Annotated in this window: 16 protein-coding genes; 6 read left to right on the top strand and 10 right to left on the bottom strand. The window is 35.7% G+C overall.

The features are described 5' to 3' along the window. The first annotated feature begins 83 nt into the window (after nt 1-83). The 3 genes from COMX_RS05415 to COMX_RS05405 all read left to right on the top strand — a co-directional run bounded on the left by COMX_RS05415 (nt 84) and on the right by COMX_RS05405 (nt 3,636). On the top strand, nt 84-602 hold the full coding sequence (locus tag COMX_RS05415) for a GNAT family N-acetyltransferase (protein ID WP_034337873.1): 519 nt from the start codon (nt 84-86) through the stop codon (nt 600-602). Between the two features lie 221 nt (nt 603-823). Then, nucleotides 824-2,161: an APC family permease gene (locus tag COMX_RS05410; protein ID WP_034337869.1), complete on the top strand. Its 1,338-nt coding sequence runs from the start codon at nt 824-826 to the stop codon at nt 2,159-2,161. Between the two features lie 56 nt (nt 2,162-2,217). Beyond that, nucleotides 2,218-3,636: an NAD(P)/FAD-dependent oxidoreductase gene (locus COMX_RS05405; protein ID WP_034337866.1), complete on the top strand. Its 1,419-nt coding sequence runs from the start codon at nt 2,218-2,220 to the stop codon at nt 3,634-3,636. A 465-nt stretch (nt 3,637-4,101) separates the two neighbouring features. Here the strand turns inward: COMX_RS05405 and COMX_RS05400 are convergent, their stop codons facing one another. Continuing rightward, complete coding sequence (locus tag COMX_RS05400; protein WP_034337864.1) at nt 4,102-8,583, bottom strand: Hint domain-containing protein; 4,482 nt, start codon at nt 8,581-8,583, stop codon at nt 4,102-4,104. A gap of 698 nt (nt 8,584-9,281) precedes the next feature. On the opposite strand from COMX_RS05400, the gene COMX_RS05395 reads away from it, so the two are divergent. After that, nucleotides 9,282-9,899, top strand: a complete 618-nt coding sequence (locus COMX_RS05395; RefSeq protein WP_034337861.1) for a hypothetical protein — start codon at nt 9,282-9,284, stop codon at nt 9,897-9,899. A 171-nt stretch (nt 9,900-10,070) separates the two neighbouring features. Here COMX_RS05395 and gluP read toward each other — a convergent pair whose 3' ends face one another. The 7 genes from gluP to queG all read right to left on the bottom strand — a co-directional run bounded on the left by gluP (nt 10,071) and on the right by queG (nt 16,603). Next, nucleotides 10,071-11,753: a glucose/galactose MFS transporter gene (gene gluP / locus COMX_RS05390; RefSeq protein WP_235176767.1), complete on the bottom strand. Its 1,683-nt coding sequence runs from the start codon at nt 11,751-11,753 to the stop codon at nt 10,071-10,073. A gap of 172 nt (nt 11,754-11,925) precedes the next feature. Next, nucleotides 11,926-12,564 (bottom strand): 5,6-dimethylbenzimidazole synthase, encoded by a 639-nt coding sequence (gene bluB / locus COMX_RS05385; RefSeq protein WP_034337859.1) that lies wholly within the window; start codon nt 12,562-12,564, stop codon nt 11,926-11,928. An 85-nt stretch (nt 12,565-12,649) separates the two neighbouring features. After that, the gene (locus COMX_RS05380) at nt 12,650-13,303 is read right to left on the bottom strand and encodes an MlaC/ttg2D family ABC transporter substrate-binding protein (protein ID WP_051461986.1); all 654 of its coding nucleotides are present in this window, start codon (nt 13,301-13,303) and stop codon (nt 12,650-12,652) included. A 16-nt stretch (nt 13,304-13,319) separates the two neighbouring features. Next, nucleotides 13,320-14,144: an MlaA family lipoprotein gene (locus COMX_RS05375; RefSeq protein ID WP_084051516.1), complete on the bottom strand. Its 825-nt coding sequence runs from the start codon at nt 14,142-14,144 to the stop codon at nt 13,320-13,322. Between the two features lie 278 nt (nt 14,145-14,422). Next, on the bottom strand, nt 14,423-15,253 hold the full coding sequence (locus COMX_RS05370) for a TerB family tellurite resistance protein (protein ID WP_034337857.1): 831 nt from the start codon (nt 15,251-15,253) through the stop codon (nt 14,423-14,425). 70 nt (nt 15,254-15,323) lie between these two features. Then, the gene (locus COMX_RS05365; RefSeq protein ID WP_034337856.1) at nt 15,324-15,551 is read right to left on the bottom strand and encodes a ribbon-helix-helix domain-containing protein; all 228 of its coding nucleotides are present in this window, start codon (nt 15,549-15,551) and stop codon (nt 15,324-15,326) included. Further along, nucleotides 15,548-16,603: a tRNA epoxyqueuosine(34) reductase QueG gene (queG, locus tag COMX_RS05360; RefSeq protein ID WP_034337853.1), complete on the bottom strand. Its 1,056-nt coding sequence runs from the start codon at nt 16,601-16,603 to the stop codon at nt 15,548-15,550. The genes COMX_RS05365 and queG overlap by 4 nt, the downstream gene beginning before the upstream one ends. A gap of 229 nt (nt 16,604-16,832) precedes the next feature. On the opposite strand from queG, the gene COMX_RS05355 reads away from it, so the two are divergent. Continuing rightward, entirely contained in the window at nt 16,833-17,405 is a 573-nt protein-coding gene (locus COMX_RS05355; RefSeq protein ID WP_034337851.1) for a CC0125/CC1285 family lipoprotein, read from the top strand. A 43-nt stretch (nt 17,406-17,448) separates the two neighbouring features. Here COMX_RS05355 and COMX_RS05350 read toward each other — a convergent pair whose 3' ends face one another. After that, nucleotides 17,449-18,771: an OprD family outer membrane porin gene (locus COMX_RS05350; RefSeq protein ID WP_051461892.1), complete on the bottom strand. Its 1,323-nt coding sequence runs from the start codon at nt 18,769-18,771 to the stop codon at nt 17,449-17,451. Between the two features lie 18 nt (nt 18,772-18,789). Beyond that, complete coding sequence (locus COMX_RS05345) at nt 18,790-19,956, bottom strand: DUF1624 domain-containing protein (protein ID WP_034339040.1); 1,167 nt, start codon at nt 19,954-19,956, stop codon at nt 18,790-18,792. 381 nt (nt 19,957-20,337) lie between these two features. Between COMX_RS05345 and COMX_RS05340 the strand changes: the two genes are divergently transcribed. Further along, nucleotides 20,338-20,817 (top strand): DUF2938 domain-containing protein, encoded by a 480-nt coding sequence (locus COMX_RS05340; protein WP_034337849.1) that lies wholly within the window; start codon nt 20,338-20,340, stop codon nt 20,815-20,817. Nucleotides 20,818-20,900: the final 83 nt, after the last annotated feature.

Here is a 20,900-nt window from a genome sequence, read left to right as displayed (position 1 = left end):
TTAATATTGTGAAATAGATGCACCCATTTCATCATTTAATGAGATGGGTGTTTTTTATTGGTAAGCGTGAATAGATAAGTTTCATGATTTCTTCTTTAATATATACACCTAGATTAATTCTCTCGCCCATAGGATGGGCGGATATTGAAGATGTGACGGCCTTAAAAACAGATAGTCAAGCTTTTGGCCATATGTTGGGAGGGGTTCGTACCTCGTTAAAGGTCGCAATCGAAATGGGTGAGGACACCGTTTATTGGGGATGTCACCGAATTGGAATGTATGTTGTAAGAGAAAATATTAAATTTGGCCATTCTCGTTTTTTGGGAATAACAGGAATACATAATAGACCTGATGGAAGAGGTTATGCGCTTAGGTTTTCGTTATGGCCATGGGCTCAAGGCAGGGGATATGCTCGTGAAGCTGCTTATGCTGTTTTAACCGAGGCTCATGCACGCGGTCATGATCGTATTGTTGCGGTTGCCAAAGAAGATAATATTCCATCACGTAGAGTATTAGGCGGGATAGGAATGGTTGTTGAGAACGTTTTTTTTCGTCATGAGAATAAAATGATAATGTATGTTAGTACACAAATAACATTATAGTCACAAATTAATTGACATTTATATTTAATAAAAGTCAATCATAAGCCTGTTCAATAAAAGTTTATTATATCTTTAATTTCATATTATGCTAGATATAAAGATGTTATTATATTTCGTTTTATTCTAGTAAACTTTTCTTTAGTTGCTTTAAAATTGATAAACTAAATATATTATTCATTTAAATTTATATTAACAATTTAAAGAAGATAAAGATGTAATTGATGGATCAGTTAAAAAAAAGTGCAAAGCTATTATCTTTATGGCAGGTTGTAATCATCGGGGTTGCGTATTTAACGCCAATGACTGTGTTCGATACTTTTGGTATTGTTTCTGAACGCACAAATGGTCGCGTTCCACTAGCATATCTATTTACGCTAGTAGCCATTTTATTAACAGCAATGAGTTACAGTCGCTTGGCAGCGACCTTTCCAGAATCTGGTTCTGCATTTACATATACCGGTAAAATATGTGGTAAAGAGAGTGGCTTTATTGTTGGGTGGGCGACATTACAGGATTATATGTTGTTACCCATGATTAATGCTTTGTTATCTGGGGCTTATCTTAGCGCATTATTTCCAGATATTCCAACATGGATATTAATTACTGTTTATGTAGCTATTGTTACCTTTATTAATTCTCGTAATGTTAGCCTGCTGGCGAATATGAATTTTATATTTGTCGGGGTTCCTTTGATCTTAACTATTTATTTTATTTATCTAGTTATTCATATTAAGCTGGGTGCTGGTTGGGAGGCTGTGCTGACTGCAAAACCATTATTTAATGGAGATAATAGTATAGGACCATTGGTTGGTGGTGCCGCTGTATTATGTTTCTCTTTTCTTGGGTTTGATGCAGTTTCAACCCTTGCAAGTGAAACAAAAGACTCAAAAACAACGATCCCAAGAGCTATTATGATAACCGTTTTAGCCGGTGGTATTATTTTCTTTATCAGTGCTTGGTTTATTCAATTATACTATCCAACCAATGAATTATTAAAAAATTATAAAGATTCATCTTCGCCTGAAATTGCTTTTTATGTTGGTGGCGCACTTTTTCAAAAATTCTTTATGATTGCAATGTTGGTTAATACCTTTGCATCTGCATTAGCTTCTCATGCAAGTGCAGCAAGATTGCTACATATTATGGGGATTGCTCGGTTTATTCCTGGTCAGATATTTAGATATGTTCATCCCAAATACCACTCTCCATATTTTTGTGTATTATTAGTGGGTTTTTTGTCTTTAGCCGCCATCTTTTGTACTTTGGATACTGCGGTTTCATTTGTTAATTTTGGTGCCATGATTGCTTTTAGTGCAGTTAATATATGTATTTTGGTCATGTTTGCCTATTACAAAAAACAATTCAAAACGGTCAAAGGGTTTACTTTGAATATTATCTTACCTGTGCTTGGATTAACGACAGTTGCCTATATGTGGTTGAACTTACAGATGGATTCCTTTATATTTGGTCTATCATGGACATTTTTGGGATTACTTTATCTTCTTTATTTAAAAAAATATCAAAAAGCACTTTTTGTTAAAGAACAACAATCTTTTTAACAAAAAGAAGAAGATGCCCTTACCCTTTAATCAAAATAAGAAACGAGTTATATTAAATGTCTTCAAAACAAAAAATTGAAAAACCAATATTAATAGATGATGCCTTGATTGTTCCAACGAGTAACACTGATAAACAAGAAGATTGGAACTGGGTTGATGGCGATCAAAAACCTGAACACCCAGCTAATTACTACGAAGCTACTTTATCCACTTGGGCTGGTTTGCCTAAGTTAGAAGAAGAAACAACCTGTGACATTGTTGTGATTGGTGGGGGGTTGCTTGGTTCATCAACTGCATTACATCTTTCAGAATCTGGTGTTGACACAATTTTGTTGGAAAAAAATCGTATTGGCTCTGCGGCATCTGGTCGTAATGGGGGACAATTAACCCCAGGTTTGGCACGTTGGGAAGCAGAAACCATGATCGAAAATTTTGATTATGATGAAGCTTGCCGTTTATGGCGTTTTACATCAATTGAATGTTTTGACTTAATCAGAGAAATTGTAAGTAAATATGATTTATCTGTTGATATGCGAAAAGGCCATTTGACAGCGGCAATTCATCCCGGTCATATTGGTGCATTGGTTAAAGGTGCGGATGCACGTCGACACCTTGGTGATGATTCTGTGACCATGCTTGGTGAATATGAAATCAAGGAACATATCAATTCCGAGATTTATCATGGTGGTGCCTTGGACAGCATGGGTGGTCAAATCCATTCTTTGGCTTTGGTAAGAGGGATGATCTATGGTTTTGTTAAAAATGGGGGACAAGTATATGAAGATAGTGAAGTCCTAGAAATCGAAGAAACCCCAGAAGGAACCAGAGTAAGAACTGAGTCAGGAAGTGTATTAGCCAAAAAAGGTATTGTGCTTGCGGTACATGATTCTACTTTTAAACTTCTTTCAGAATCAGATGCAACCATTCCATTTTATACTTATGTAGCTGTTACCAATCCTGTTGCTGGTGGCACAGAAACATTATTGCCAACAGATATGGCTGTATATGACACACAGTTCCAAATTGATTATTATCGTCCAGTTAAAAAACAAAGAATTTTATTTGGTGGACAAGGGACAGGAACCCGTTGGAATGAAGAAAAGACCATTGCTTATTTAACGTCTCGTTTGGAAACTGTATTTCCAGAAAGAAAAGATTTAAAATTTGAATTTGCTTGGAGCGGCACAACAGATCTGACCTTAAATGGTGCAACTGATTGTCGTAAAATCGAAAAGCAAGTACCAATTTATGCTGTAAATGGATGGAGCGGCCATGGTGTTGCACAGACCGTCCGTATCGGCAAATCTATTCGAGATGATATTTTAAAAAATAATGATGATTTTGCAATGTTAACAGCTATTGAACATCGTTCTATTTTATTAGGAAGACAGCTTTCTCCAGTTGCAATTCCATTGGCTAAATCTTTGTTGGGATTACAAGGTATGATTACCCCTGGTAAGATGATTTCTTTCTAATCAGATATATACCAGCAATAATGAAAGCGGCTTTGTTACTTTTGAAAGAGTAGTTAAGCCGCTTTTTTATTAGCATGTGTTAAAGTAATGGTGATTAGTTTTTAATGTAAAATTTATTTAAAAAGATTAATAAAATGGACATTATTTGTATGTTGTTTGTACTATAATGATGGCAACTACTCTTATCGAACATTTATCATTTGTTTATCCAGAATTACATGTTCCTGCGCCTATTACATAGATGTGAAATAATATAACTGAAATCATAAGATGACTAGATTGATAGGGTTGTATTTAAAATTATTAAGTTGTTTATTATCATAAATCCATTGGTTATCATAACTTGATAAATAGTTGATAGATAAAGAAATTATTTAAATTTTAACATAATACAAAATAAAAAAGCCCGATCCTATTGAATTACAGGATCGGGTAATTATATATGATTAACGATTTACAGATGAATTAAGAAGCTATTTTTTTTAATTCTTTGCTGAAAGTATCTTTGATATAAGGCCCGCCAGCCAATATATTAATTAGTAATATTCTATTTTCTGAATAGCTAGTATGGATGTTCAAGGTAGCTTCACCTTTTGTCCAACGACAAGGGGATTGTTCAATCACATCCCATCCTGCTAGTTCAGAATTAGATAAGTGATCATTAACTTCATAAATACCATTTTTGTTAATGATAAAGACGCCTCCAATCAATACACCAAGTTCACGACGGTCATCAATAAATGAACCAACAGTTTCACAAGGACGATGAGTGTTTGAAATAAGGTTAACAGCATTCACACCTTCTGGGATGTTAAATACATATTTTCCATTACTGCATGAATGTGGTTGAATAATTGTTCCTAGTTCCGTTGTCAAATATAGGTTTGGATCAGTTGTAAGAGCAAGAGGTTCTGATTGTAATGAAGTATTCATTTTCAAAGCACGTTCGTTGATTTGGTTGTAAATTGGTTCAACAACTTCACGATGTACGGTTAATGGAGCCGCTGCGTCTTTATTCCAGTTCTTTACCTCATTAAATAAAGAAACTACTTTTTGGCCACCAGAGAAAATATTTCTGTTTCCTGTATCTAAATAGCTTTCGGTTAACATTCCATTTGCCCTAATGACAGAATGCTGTTCTGTTTCAATATGATAGTAATCATAAGACGTGATAGAACGATCATAATAAATCGAACGACCATTAACGAGCATACGAGCGGGAATAAAATTACCATCAAAGAATAAACAATGTTCTGGGGTAATGAGTAAATCTTTATTAGGAACATTTTTTGAGATTGCATTTTTCAAAACTCGTACAGGATAGCCTGCAAGATCATCTGACAAGTGTTTTTTAACACTCATGTGCTTATGTCCAACCCATATTACTGCAGAGCTAATTGTTTGATTTGTTTTCCAATCGAATGTTTCAACGATTTCACCTGCTTTAATGGTTTCGACAGCTATTAAACCATTCGGGCTTGCAATAGCAGTGCCTGCCAAGAAACAGGTCTCCAAGATTACGTTGCCATCAGAGTTTTCACCAAGTGCATAACCTGTTGTTTTAACATCAGGAATATTTAGAGTAATTGATGAGCCGTCTTTGAGGGTAATGATTATATGATCATTATCATTAAATTTTACACTGGCAACTTCGCTGCGTTGAATATCTTTAAGAGTAATGCTGTCATTACCATCAAAATCATTAATCGTGGAAGTGACCGTGGTTCCTCCTTGAGCTGCTTTTCCTGAAATAACCAGTCCTTTATTCTCTGTTCCAGTCAAAGAAATAATACCACCTGTCTCAGTCGTAATATTAGCCTTGCCACCAGGTTCTAATGTTAATGTTCCAGTTAAATTGTTAGAATTCATAAACGTTGCAGTAGAAGTAGAATCAACAGAGACATTAGCAACCACTCCATTCGATACGTTTAAAATACTATTATCAATAAGATAAGTATTACCCGTAATTGAACCACTATCTGCTACTTTTAAAGTGACACCTCCAGTAATATAATTATCAGCATAGGTGATACGACCAGGGCCAGTTGTTAGAATCCCAGGAGATGCTGCAGTATCAGGGAATATCAGATTAGCACCATAATAACCTGCCCCAGATGGAAGATAACCAGCTCCAAAACTTGCAACGTGACCAACTAATCCTATCTTATATATACGATCAGCTTCAGTTCCGCCTAGTGGTACAAAAGCATAATACTGACTGTCAGTAGTAGTTACTGTATAAGACCATACATTTAGTGAGTCTACGTAATAACCATCGGTATATTGCTCGCTCTCCCAAGTAATCGCGTTCCCATCTGAATCTGTATTTGCTGTGGGTTGAGCACCATAAGTGCTTATTTCAGATGAGAACGTTATAGGAGCAATAAAACTTTTTGTTTTCAACAAAGATGCTTGTGGAGTAGCACTGGCAGGAGCAAAATAATTTGGATCATTTAATAAAGAATTCAAATCATTTATATTATAATTGCCGGAATTATTTGTATCAGTAGTAGTGCTTGTTGAATGCGATTTATCTTGTTCCGTATTTATTGTTGGAGCAGATTGGTTTTTATCTGGTGTTATTGTTGGAGCAGAATCCGTAGATGCAAATAGTTTAGGATCGTTGAGTAAAGTTAGAATGTTGTCTCTTGCAGAAACATTAATAACAATATCTTGAAGAGCTTCTCTGCCGTTAAGGAAGCCGCCTGTTTTTAGGTTTATTAAACCTATAATAGTGGTAGCATCTGTTGCTAGTAAAAGGGCACCACCAGAGCTTATGGTAGTTGCACCTATACTTCCGCTATTGATGTTTAGAATACCACCATTTGTAATGGTATTATTAGAAATGCTTCCACCATTAACAATGACGATACCTTGTGCGTTAATTGTTGTGCTGTTGACAATGCCGCCAGTGAATATACTAAGGTTCCCACCATTAGCTACGGAGATGCCACTTGCTGTTCCGCCACTGATATAAATAGAGCCTTGGCTAACAACGGAGGCGTTATTAATTTTTCCACCGTTCATTAAGTATTGATAACCACCGTTAACAACGGTATTAACAGCTGATGCACCATTATAGATAAATTCTCTGCCGCCATTGGTAACAGTTGTAGAAACAGCCGCACCAGAGTAAACATTTAACGTTGCACCAGGGATGAAAGTAACGTCTCCATTAATACCACCACCAGCACTGACATTCAAAGTCCCGCCAGATAGCGTAACAGGGCCTGTTCTTCCCCAATCATAAACTGTTAGTTGACCACCAGTGAAAACTTGAGTTCCTGCAGCAGATGCAAAAATGTTAGGTGTTCCAGCAATGGCTTGTAAGCCACCACTATTGACTCGTGTGGAGTTTGCGATACCACCACCAGAAATGTTCATTACGCCGTTTTGATTAATGGTGGTATTATTTGCAACACCAGCTGATGAAACAGCTTGAGTTCCACCATTAAGAGTAGCATAACTTGTTGTGCCGCCATTATGATTATATAAAAATCCACCATTATTGACAACAGTATTATAAGCAATACCAGTGTCATAAACATGTTGCCAAGCTCCATTATTAACTGTTGCTGCGTAGGTTACCCCGCCCATAGAAGTATCTTGGGTACCACCTGTATTAACAGTTATATTTGAAGCTGCGCCCCCAGAAAATACACGTTGGAACCCACCATTATTAACAACAGTAATGAATGAGGCGCCACCAGCAGAGACTTCTTGAATACCACCTGTATTAACGGTGGCATTTAAAGCTTTTCCTCCAGTGTAAACACGTTGGAAACCAGCATTGTTTACAGTGGCTGCGTTTGCTATCCCTCCATTATAAACTTCTTGGGTCCCACCTGCATTCATAGTGGCATTTGAACCTGTTCCTCCAGTGTAAATGCGTTGTTTACCACCATTTTGAACTGTCGTAACAATGGCAGTACCTCCAGAAATATCTTGGAGACCAGTTACATTGGTATTCCGAGCAATACCACCAGTGAATACCCGTTGACCACCCGCAGCAGCAATTGTTGCGTTATTTGCAAGACCGCCATTTTGGATTTGTTGTCCCCAGCCCCAAAGAACATTAGTGTTATTCGCAACCCCACTAGCACTAACATATTGCACGCCAGTAGAAACAGTGGTGTAGTTGGCAGTCCCACCAGCAGAGACACTTTGATATCCACCAGTAAGGGTAGCATTATTATCCACACTACCAGCAGAAATAAATTCAAAGCCAGATTTGTCAAGAGTTGTATTGATGGCATAGCCACCAGATAATGTTAAGCTACCATTATTTGCAACGTATGTTCTGTCTGTAGATGCATTATTACCATTTACAACCACTCTACCACCGTTAACGATTGTAATTGCAGCATGAGCATAACCATTAACTAACTGTGTTCCTCCAGCAAATATTGAGGTATTATTAGCAACGCCACCAGACAAATATTGTGTACCATTGTTAATTATTGTGTTATAGGCATAGGTATTATTTTTAATATCTTGTACAGCGTTAACACCATTGACTGTTGTGTTATAAGCGGCACCACCACCAGAAAGTGTTTGTAAGCCGTTTCCAGTGACAAGTGTATTGTAAGTGGTGCCACCTCCATCAATAAATTGTCCCCCTTGCAAAATTGTTGTATTATACGTTTTTGCGCCATTGACATATTCTATAACGGTGTGGCCCAGTCTATCTGGGGGGGCATTTACAACAGTATTAGAGGTTGTTCCCCCAGCTGCAACGTATAACACACCACCATTAATTCTGGCATTATAAGATATTCCACCATTATTGATTATCAGGAATGCGCTATAGTTTGTGCCTATGTTATTTGCAACGCCATTAATGGTTACGCCATAACCAGTTTTTACATTTTGATTGTAGAGAGTGCGTCCTCTAGCTACAACTCCCCCTTGTATATATCTATTTTGCCACCAAATCCAATCAGCCATTATCGTTACCTTTAAGTAATTTATATATGAATAATATTATTTATTGTGGTTAATTTTTATTTTTGAATTGGTTTTTAATTAATTCTATTCATTATTTATATAATCATTATTTATTATTTATATATTACTTATACAATACTTGTATTTACTTTCCAAAATTAAAACTTAACAATTTCATAATATAAACGAAATAATAGAAGAGTCAAAACAAATTTAAAAAAAATATAATTTTAATTGTATTTTGATTTAAAAAAGATTCTAAAAGAAAAAAATAGATTTAATATATACATGCTCATCTTAAAATCTCGATTTAAATCTTTTGAATATATAATTTGATAATGTAATATATTTGTAATTAATTATTGTTATTTGTTTATTTTTAATTCAAAATTAATTCAAAAATAAATCTATGAAAACTATATAAATTTGCTGATGATATATTTTTAACAAAAAAGATTAATTCCTTATTATTTGTTATTTTTTTTATTTTATTACTGGTTACATATCAAAAAAAAATTACGATATAGTTTATTATTTGATGTGATAAAGACTTGAAATCGGAATAAAAATAACACGAATAAAGTGTTTTCTTCTCGTAGTATTATGGTTTTTATAACAGGTATAAATAATTTATTGACATCAATAATGGTTAAATAAGATAATCAATAAATATTCATAAATGATGACAGGAATTCGTTATGTCTGGTATTATCTCAATGATAGAAAATAATGAGAAAAATAAAAAAGAGACCGTTGCGACAACTATTCGAATGACAGAAGAAGTTGCTTCCCAAATTGAAGGGTTAGTAGATTATTTAGAGACTTCTAAAAACGAGGTTATGGTTAACTTATTAAAAACAGGGTTAGAGCAGGCATATCAATATATTGATGATATGGATAGCGATCCTTTGGAAATAGATACAGATGGAACACGTTATTTTTTATTGAATACGAACAAAGGTAATAATATTGCTGATCACGTTCGTATGATTGATGAAGAACGTATAGAAGCATTTTGTTCTCCTTGGAAAGATGAAATAAAAAAAATAAAAAAAGATGATATTGTTTTTATGTATGCTAATGGTGAAGGGATCATCGCGTATGGCAAAGCAACTGGTATTGTCAAAAATGGTTACCGTTACGATGATCCAAAGCAAGATGCAAGTTGTTATCAATATTTAAATGATTTTAAAAAAATCGCTAAACCTATAAAAGCATCTGAAATTTATAAAATTTTGGGGAAAAAAATTCCATTTCTAAAAACTTTATTTCCTTTAAAACAAGGTGAAAAGCTTTTAAAAACGATTAAAAAATAGCAATTTTGCTCTATTTAATAAATATTATTTAGTTGTATAATTATAAGGCATAAAGATTTTACTCTTTTGTCGCCTTCAATATTTACGTTTTATTACGCTGGACAATAATTAGTATTTATATTGTAAATTACTGCCCAGTTATTTTAATCAAATCATTTTGAAAAGATCTATTTAAGATTCTAAAGTTCTACGGGGTTTTGCTCCGCTGATACCATAGTATAAAATATATATATAACAGAGAAGAGGTAATAAGAACGCATGGTGTAACCCAATGCTATCAGCGATAAATCCTTGAGCAAATGGAATAACAGCACCACCGACTATGGCCATAACAATCAGACTGGATGCTTGTTCGGTCAACGATCCCATTCCTGTAAGGGCCAAAGAGAAAATTGTTGGGAACATAATAGAGTTAAATAAACCAATAGAGATGATAGAGTATACAGCTATATCTCCGGAAGATGTCATTGTTGTTATTAACAAACCTAGGTTAACAATGGCACAAATTGAAAGCAATTTACGAGGAGATAACTTAACCATTAATGCAGAACCAACTAGGCGGCCAATCATGGCACCACCCCAAAAGAATGCTACATATTGAGCGGCAACTTGTTCTGTCATGCGACCAATATCTGGCAATGTCAGATAGTTTATCATAAAACTGCCAACGGATACTTCAGCACCTACATAAAAGAAGATACCAACAGCCCCAAGGACAGCGTGCGAATATTGGAAAACATCTTTAAGAGAGTGGGGATTATCTTTATTGGTTTGTTTTTGTTCACGGTTTTCAGGAAGTTTAAAAATAGCGACAAAACCCGCGAGTAATAATAGAATAATCCCTAAAATCGCATAAGGTTTTTGTACTGATTTTGCTTGATCATCCCGATAGGCTTGCATTTTTTGTTTAACTTCAGGACTCAGCTCCAATTTTAGCTTTTGAAGCATCACAGTTTTTTCACTGCTTAATGCAGTAGTCACTAGATTATCCATAGATTGAACAAGTACATCTGCTGGTAATTGATCTAACTGTTCAGGTGAGATGTTACTAAGGATAAAGAGTTTTTGATCTGCTGGTGTATCACTTAAAACTGTTCCTAAGATTTCAGGGGGGAGGCGCTTTGCTTGTTCTAATAAAAGCTCATTAGGAAGTTTATTAAAGATAAAAGGTGGAATATTTTTTAATGCATAAGCAATATTTTCAGGTTTTGCCTGTGCTAATGCAGATTGGATTTCTGTAATAGGTTTATTTTCAAGAGTGGATATTAATTGAACAGTTTCAGGGGCTGTTGCAACGTCTTTGGGTAAGGTATAAGAGGCACCAACAAGAATTAAAATACCACCAATATAAGGAGCAACTGTCGTTCCTAAAGAGTTTAATGCTTGAGCCAAGTTCAGTCGACTGGAACTTGTTTTTTGAGGGCCTAGTAAGGTTACATAAGGGTTGGCTGCGACTTGTAAAATGGTAATCCCAGTTGCAAGAATAAAAAGAGCCAATAAGAAAATATAGTAATTGGAGGAAATAGCAGCAGGCCAAAATCCAAAAGCACCAATGGCAGCAATGATTAGGCCTGTAACTATTCCTTTTTTATATCCCAGTGAGGAAACAATTTTCCCTCCGGGGATAGACATTAAAAAATACGCTCCAAAGAAGGTAAACTGAATTAACATTGCTTGTGCATAGTTTAGTTCAAATACAGTTTTTAAATGCGGAATTAAAATATCATTTAAGCAGGTTAAAAAGCCCCACATAAAAAAAACAGTCGTCATGACACTGAGTGCGATGGGGTAATAGGTAAATGAATTTTTCTGCGCCTCTGTTTGATTAGAGGTCATTTGTGAAGGGTTGCTCATAATAGTCCTATTTTTATATTCTAATAAAATCGGATAGTGAAATTTGCTGAATATATTTAAAGTTATGTTCAGCAAAATAAAATATAACTATAGGAGAGCATAAAAGCACAAAAATAAAAAGTGTTTTATATAATTCAATGATGTTTTTTTTGTGAAGGGAATGCGATTAATCTTATCTTATGATCCATTGCTTGCGATCGGGATTTCGTTTTTCCCAGCCTCTTTGCTCTAATTCTGGGGTTTCATATTGGAATTGGGGATAACCAACGCATAAATAGGCAATGAACGTCCAATGATCAGGGACGCTTAAAATAGTTTTTACTTTTTGAGGAGGTAGGATGGAAACCCATCCTACACCAATATTATGAGCTCTTGCGGCCAACCAAAAGCTAAAAATTGACATCACAGTTGAATATGCTGTGGTTTCAGGCATTGTATGTCTGCCCAAGCCTTTTCCTTGAGCTGGATTTTCTTCTGAAAAGACGGCTATATGGTGAGGAGCCTCATTTAAACCCGATAATTTTAAGTTTGAATAAAGTTGTTGTTGTTCAGAAGCATATTGTTGTGCAGCTTGTTCGTTGCATGTTTTAAAGAGTGTATAAATTTCTTGACGCAGTTTTTGTGTTTCAACCTTTATATAATGCCATGGTTCGCTGAGCCCCACAGATGGAGCCATACATGCAATAGAGAGGAGTTGATCTAATAATGTATCTTCTACAGGCGTAGTTTGAAAATGTCTTACGTCTCTGCGCCAGGAAAATAGCTTGTTTAACTTTTGAATAAAATCTTCGGAAAATTGAGGAGGGGACATTTGATCTCTCTTTCAATATTTAAAAAAAAGCCAGGAAAACTAGTTTCCTGGCTTTTGACTATAATGACATTTATTAAGTAATCTTTTATGGGTGTTTTGCAATTTGACGCTTTAGGGCATCAATTAATGCAGATACACTATTACCGTGTCTGGCAATGAAAGAGGTATAATCACCTCTTTGTGTTACAGATAAAGAAGCGTTTTCACCGATTATATCAACGACTTTTGGTGTGCCACTTTCTATACTAATAATCCATTGTATTGATACATCAGGTTGCTTAGGACGGTGAAGAATGGTTTCAATAGAAAACTTGTTGCCTTCAGTTTTTGAAACTTTACCTATATTAAAAGAAACACCTTTATATTCACCTAAACGATCTGTGATAGAGTTAATCAAAACTTGATGAAAAAGTTCAACATATTCTTTTTGCTGTGCTGGTGTTGCTGTACGCCAAAAACGGCCTAGGCAAAATTTAGCAATAATATCTACATCAACGTCTTGATTAAGAAGGGTTAAAAATTTATCTTTTTTCTCTTTTGCTGACATGTCGCTATTAACAACGCCAACCATTGTATCCCCAGTATTTTTAAGCCATTTGCTTAGCTGAGCACTTGTATAGGTTGTTTGTGCTTGGGCAGTGGAAATACCAAAGTGAGAACCAGCAACGATATTGCCTGATAACAGCATGCCAGTAACTGCAACTGCAGAAAAAAGAAAACGACAAGAGGTAGTCTTCATTAATACAATCCCTAACTTATTTAATATACCATGCTGGAGTTGTTGCTCTATGATCATTAATCAGCTCTTTGATTTCAGCACTTTGTTGTTGTTGATACGCACTACGAATCGTTGCATAAGGATCCAAAGAATCTCTTTGTAACTGATCCATTGCATCAAGATAGTCAGCTCTAGAGCTTATCACACCTAGTATATTATACGCCCAGTTAAAAGTAATCAAGCCATAACCTCTTGGTACATAGTTAAATGGCTGTAAACCAACGGCAATTACCTTGCCAGCAGCGTCACGGAAATTGGATGGCCCCATAAACGGCACGAATAAGTATGGACCAGATTTAATCCCCCAAGAAGCTAATGTCATCCCAGGTGTTGTGTCGTGATGTTCGTATCCTACCATTGAAGCGACATCAATAAATCCACCTACGCCAGCAACCATGTTAATGCACCATCTGGCAAAAGTATCACCAGCGCGTCTTGGTTTGCCTGCACCGACATCAGAGAAGAACACAACAGGTTCATTCATTGTTGTAATCATATTGCTTAATGATTTACGAACCACTTTGGGGACTGCCCATACATACGCTTTGGAAACAGGGCGCATTGTATATTTATCTACTTTAACGGTGAAATCGTACATTGGACGATTAAGGGGTTCGTATTTATCGTTATTACGTTTATACTCAGCTAGTGCCTCTGGATCCTTGGGGACAGGTGCAGTGCAAGCCGTAGCAAAAATACTGAGACCAACAGTTAATGTGAGATATGAGAGACGACGCATTTTTTGATTTTTCTTTGTTTGAGGTTTCAAAGAATAAGAAGTGTTGTCGTGATTCAAATTCATTTTGCCCCTCAAGTGACTTAAAATTAATTCCACTGTTTTATAAAATAGATGAGGAAATATCTCAAATATTATTTAAAATATATTGATATTTAGTCATCGCACAGAATGCGTTTTGACCATAGCAGATTCATTTCTAAACAACAGAGAAAAGGTTATTAACAGAATAAAAAATCACCGTATCTTTATAGAATGTTGTAATAAAATCACAATATTTCGGGTCAAATACGGGCAAACTATGGTAAGTTTAAAAAGGCAAATAGAGGGTATTTTTCGTGGAATTATAAACCACGATTGCGTTTAATATAATCCCAAGCAGCATTAATTTTCACAATTTGAATAGCAGAGTCTGCCATTTGTTTTTTTGAAGCACCCTTGGCTGCCATCACATCTGGGTGGTGTTCTCTGACTAGCTTGCGCCATTGATTGCGAATTTCCTCGTCAGTGGCATCGCTGTGGATTCCCAAAGCTTCATATGGGTTAGGTTCATTAGTAACACTGCGTGGATTTCCTCCATTAAATGCATATTCCCATGCGGAAGGAGGCAATTCAAAAATTTTATGAATATGGCGTAAGATTTTTTCTTCTTGGGTATGCAAAGCAGTTGAGGGCTCTTGATCAGCACGGGCAATTGTAAAAAGCAAAATTAACAGATTTTCAAGTTTGTTTTTCTCATCTTTAAAAGCGATAGCCAGCTCTTCAGCAAATTTGTAATAGTCATCAGTGCGCACACGAGCTTGATCAAATAATTTTCCAACAGCTTCTTGTTGTTGAGGAGGAACTATGAAAAAACGTTTAAAAGCATCAATTTCTTTACGATTAACAGGGCCGTCACATCTTGCAATTTTAGCAGATAGAATAATCATACATAGTGCTAAGGCCTGATCTTTTTTCCCAGTATTAACAGCCATCTTAACAGCAATATAACTGGCAGCGCCCATAAAATCAGGAGACACTTTACGCTTCCATTGCTCTGCCCATCCCCCAGGAGGAGGGTTTAACAGCGTTTTTTTATCTGCGGCATGCCCTAATGCTGCACCCAGCAAGGCACCCATTGGTCCACCTGTAGCAAAACCTGCGACTGTACCAAAAATTTTTCCAAAAAAGGCCATATTTCCATCGATAAAAATTATAAGCTGATATGTAATTCTACTATTTTTAAGGCAAAAGGCAATTGATTTATCATTTAGTCAGTATTGAGGTCGATTTTAATGCTTCTAACCGTAATGCAGAAGAAAGTGGACGGTCAGGAGGTCTGTGAGTATCAACATGCGTTATGAATGAGGTAAGAGATTGCTGTTTTTGCAAAGCAATTTGCTCTAGAATTTTCCAGAATTCTTGTTCAAGAGCAACGCTGGTTTGATGTCCTGATAAGCGTAAACTACGTTTTTGTAAATAAGGATTGGTCATGTTTTAAACTGTTCAATGGCCCAATTGGCTGTTTCTTGGATAACGGGATTATCATGATGTTCCCATAGCTGGGCTGAATCTAATAAAGATCTCTGCCTTGAATTACCAATAGCAATTAAGATATTACGGATAAAGCGTAAATGTCCGATACGTTTTACAGGAGATCCTGCAAAAAACTGTCGAAATTCTTCTTCTGTAAAAAGTGCGAAATCTTGTAATAAAGGGTGATTAAGCTCTTGGCGAGCTTTTAATTTAATATGCCGACTATTCTTTGCAAAATGATTCCAAGGGCATACAGCCAAGCAATCATCACACCCATAAATACGATTACCAATCGCTTTTCTGTATTCTAGGGGAATACTGCCACTATATTCAATAGTCAGATAAGAAATACAGCGCGTTGCGTCAAGTTGAAAAGGGGCTGGAAAGGCATCAGTAGGACAGGCTTGCAAACACTGGCTACAACTGCCGCAATGATTTTTAGAGGTTACAGTTTCAGGGAGCTGTAAAGTGGTTAATATTTCACCTAAGAAAAGCCAGCTGCCAAACTGCCGTGAAACCAAGTTAGTATGTTTCCCTTGCCAACCTAAACCTGCTTGTTGTGCAAGAGGTTTTTCCATGATGGGGGCTGTATCAACAAAGACTTTGATTTGATCCGTTGGGGTTAATAAGGGTTTAGCTTCTTTAATAATGTATTGTGCCAGATGTTTTAACCATCCTTTGATCATATCATGATAGTCTCTGTGCCTCGCATAAACCGAGATATTGGCTATATTTGGACTCTGAAGATTCAATAAGGGATCAATATCAGGACCATAATTTACCCCTAAAGCAATAGCTGATTTAACTTCTGGCCATAAATGATCAGGACTAGAGCGTTGATACGCACGATCTTTTAACCATCCCATATCGCCATGACGTTCTTTGTCAATAAATTCGCGAAGCTGTTGTGCTTTTTCTTGCGGGAGTTGTGCTTTGCAAATACCAAACTGATCAAACCCCAGTTCAAAAGCTTTCTGTTGAAGAAGGTTGGTAAACGATACAGGGAACATCACGATAATTAATAGTTTTACTTTAAGGTTTAAGTAGGAAAAGAATTTTATGGATTTAAAGTCAAACTATCAGAATTTAAGCGCAAAGAAAAATAAAAGATTAAGTATGTTTTATTGAAACTGCATTTAAAACAAATATATTATTAATTACTATTAAGTATAATATACTGATTTAATAGTTTCTTTTCTCAAGATGTTTTATTATCAAAACCAAAGGAATATAACAAGGATGAAGGCTTTTCATTTTATCCCTGCACTAGCAATGACAGCATTAATTGCTGGATGTTCACCAAGCACACCTTTATCTTTTAATCAACTAGGCGACTTCAGTGCTTACCCTTTAAATCAACAAACTTATCGTATTGCTTATACGGCTAATGATGATATCTCTTATTCTGCGGCACAGAATATTACACTTATCAAAGCTGCACAAACAACTATTCAAAATGGTTATAAATATTTTATCGTAATGAATAGTGTTAATAATGTTCATAAACAGCCGCAAAAAGAAGTCACCTATACTGATGGGTTTGGTGGTGGATATTGGGGTAGCGGGCCTGGCTATTGGGGGCCAACGGGTCCTTGGGGGCCTGTAGGTTGGAATGATCCATTTTATGGTGTTCCTCAGGTAGTTACCACTGGTCCAGCAGAAATCGCTTATAATATTCAATGTTACCCAAATGAGCAAACAGCCCCAAAAAATGCTTATAATGCTTCTTTGATTTTACAAACAATTGGTCAAAAATATGGTGTTAGCCCAACTGGCCAAGTCATTATTCAACAACCTGATCAACGAAAATGATCTAAATGGTGAAGAATAGTTTTTCAAATTAAGAAACTATTCTTTACCATACCATTGGATATTCAACGGCAACTCTCAGTTGATGTGTATCAAGTTCAGCTTGAGATCTATTAGCCTGATGAATACTGTGTCGGGCGGTAATATTTAATTTTTTTGCCCAGCCTTTGGGAACAGTATATTTTGCCAATAATTCATGCTCCCAATGTTTACCATTTTTTCCATATCCTAACCAATAATAGGCGCTGCTTTGTTTCATTTTTGTACCATCAATTCCCGTGCCTTTGATAAAGGCAGAGCTTAACGACAGACCCTTGATACCGAAAAAGGAAAAGTCAATTTCGTAACTGACTTGCCAAGATTGCTCATGTGGACCATTAAAATCGGATAATTGTGTCGCATTTGGTAACCAAATGGCACCTCTTGTTACATAATCAAAGGGTGTATTGCCATGAATTTTTTGATAGGCAGTCGAAAATTTATGTGCGCCTATTTGATAGGTTGCAGCTAGACCTCCTGTATTATTATTGATTTTTCCTGCATAGGATTTGCCTATATTTTGGCTGTGATAGAATTGAAAGTCCAAGATGATTTTTTGTTGATGAGGAAAATGATATTGATAATTGCTGTTTATATAATAAGTCAACCAACTATTATGATATCGTCCAATATAAGAAGTTAAAGAAAGATCCTTAACGCCTGTAAAGGTTACCCCCATAAAATCAAAAGATTTTCCTTTTCGAAAGGAAGGGTTAAGATAGTTTACAATCAGATCATTGTGATTTGATGTCGCATTACGATCCGCATTGGCTGTAAAGTGACCTATTTGTATGGTAAGCTTTTTTATTTCGTTACTTGTTATCAAAAGTCCAGTTGATGTTTCTGGTAGTAACCTTGTGTCAGATGAGCTGAATATCGGTGTTTTAGGACGCATAATACCATATTTTGCAACGGTGGAATGTAGCTGTATCTTAGCAGCCCCGCCTGTACGATTATAAAAATTTTGTACGCTGCCATCATCATTCTTACGTAATAAGCGAATACGCCCTGTGCGTCCTTTTGCTTGTAACTTTAATCCTGTATAGCTTTGGGCATCAATACCAAATCCTATCAATCCTGGGGTAAAGCCAGATTCAAAACTTGCCATTAATCCATATCCCCATTCTGTTGCATAATTGGGGGAAGTTTTTACGTCTGGATATTTTCTTGTATCATATACCGTGCGATTAATAATAGATGTCACGCTATCAGCCCAAAAACCATGTTTTTCTTCTGCCTTGGTTTCGTTACAATAAGCACAGTTACATCCCAAAGAATGTAAAATCAGAAAGGGTGGGACTAATATTTTTTTTGTATGTTTTATCATCATATCAGGTTCTGTTCGGTGCTATAAATATTTTAGCCAAGTAATATGTTTATGGTTAGCTTTATATTTCGAAAAGAAACAAACGAACGGATATAGTATGAGAATTAAAAAGAACCAACAAGCCCATAGTTGCCAGACTTCATTAAAACCAAAATAGTCTCCTTTGTTTTTTCCAAATTGATATATAGCTCCCAAATACAATAATTTTAAAATAAATAAATGAATAATATAAAAGAATAACGGAACGCTGCCAAAGATCGCTGCATAATTCAATAAAAAAGAATGTTGGTAGCGTTCAAGCAAAGAAAGTAAAAAGAAACCGATACTTAAAGTGATTAAAAGAAATAAGAAAGAGGGTGGATATTTGGTAACATTAAAAAAACTCATGACTGTTTCAACAGGTGAGTCGCCATAAAACCAAGGGTGATCGCCATAAAGATTGATCATTCTGATAATGATAAAAGAAGTTAAAAGAGTTAAAGTTGTAATTTGTACATATTTTTGACGTTGTTTCGGTGGAAAAGAGGGGTTAAACCATGATCCACAATAATAACCAACAGAAATAACACCGATCCACGGTAGAACAGGATATGTTGTGCGAAATTGTATGATATTACTGATACTGATCCACACACGATCATGAATTACTGCCCATGGAATATACAACGCTGATTCATTTGAAAAATGAATATTGTCCAATAGATTATGTCCAGCAATAATAATGATTGCTAAGGTGAATAGCATCTTTCTGGGCAGCCAGATGAGTGCGGATAGAGAAATCATGCTTAATCCTATAGCCCAAATAACTTGTAAAAAGAGCCTATGCGGTGGGAATTCAAATGTCCAAGCAAAATTGATAATTGTGATTTCTAATATAACAAGGAATGACCCACGAATGAGCAAAAAACGACTAACTTCACTTTTATGTTGTTGTTTTTGTCCATATAAATAGGCAGATAAACCCGTCAAAAATACAAAAATAGGTGCACATATATGTGCAAAGGATCGGCTGATATATAAATCCAAAGGCGTTGTTGAAATATTCATAGGATCAGAGACTTGCAGATGCAGAAAAAAAGTTTCCCTGATATGATCGATAATCATAATGAGAATGACAATACCCCGTAATATGTCAATGGATTTAAGGCGTTGTGATATCGATTGAACCGATTGAGCGGATTTTGTCATTTTATCTTTAAACATACCCAACATATTTCTTTTTAAAATCAAACACTGAAGGTCCTTCATTATATTCGTCAACATCTGGAGCGTTGAGATCATTAGGTGTATCAGGATCAGATATAATCTATTTTACACTTTTAAACAAAATAACAATATGATCCTTTAAAGAACAGAAATTTTATTAACCCCAACGATTTGAATGCATTGATTTCCTGTGCATACTGCTTTCTTAATGCTTTGGTTGTCTCTAATATTTGACTATAAAATATCAATAAAGCGAAAGTGATAATGGTATTTATATTGTAAGAGTTTTTTTTAATTACTATTTTCAAGGAGATGATTATATAGTTTCATAGAAATAGAAACAATTTGTTTACGAGAAAAAACATGATGAGCTTGATGATAGACGGCATTTTAATAGGTGTTGGTGCGACCGTTATGATGGATATTTGGGATATTGTTTTTGGTTCTTTACCAGGACAGTCAAAGTCTAATTGGGCACCAGTAGGGCGGTGGGTTTGGCATTTAAAAGAAGGTATCGTTTTTCATCAAAATATCGATGATGCAAAACCTTATGAACATGAATTAGCGCTGGGTTGGATTTTTCATTATATAGTTGGCATTTTATATGGCGTTCTTTTTGCACTTTATGTTGGCACGGGATGGTTTGCCTATCCAACATTTTTACCAACTTGGGTTTGGGGAATGATTACCATAGGAGCAGGGTGGTTTTTATTGCAACCAGGTCTGGGTATTGGTGTTGCGGCTTCTCAATTGTCCAATGCATGGACAGTGCGTATTTTAAATATTGTTGCGCATAGCTTTTTTGCGCTCGGAATGTATGGAACAGCGTTGTTGTTGAGATAGTATTTAGGTTTACAAGAACGAAATAACTGTATGTTTCTAACAATATTTTCATTGTTTGCTTAATAATTTTTACAAAGAGTCTA

This window comes from Commensalibacter papalotli (ex Servin-Garciduenas et al. 2014) (assembly GCF_000527695.1).
Classification (GTDB): domain Bacteria; phylum Pseudomonadota; class Alphaproteobacteria; order Acetobacterales; family Acetobacteraceae; genus Commensalibacter; species Commensalibacter papalotli.
The sequence above is the reverse complement of the archived record's forward strand: the minus strand, read 5'-3'. Positions and strand labels throughout refer to the sequence as shown.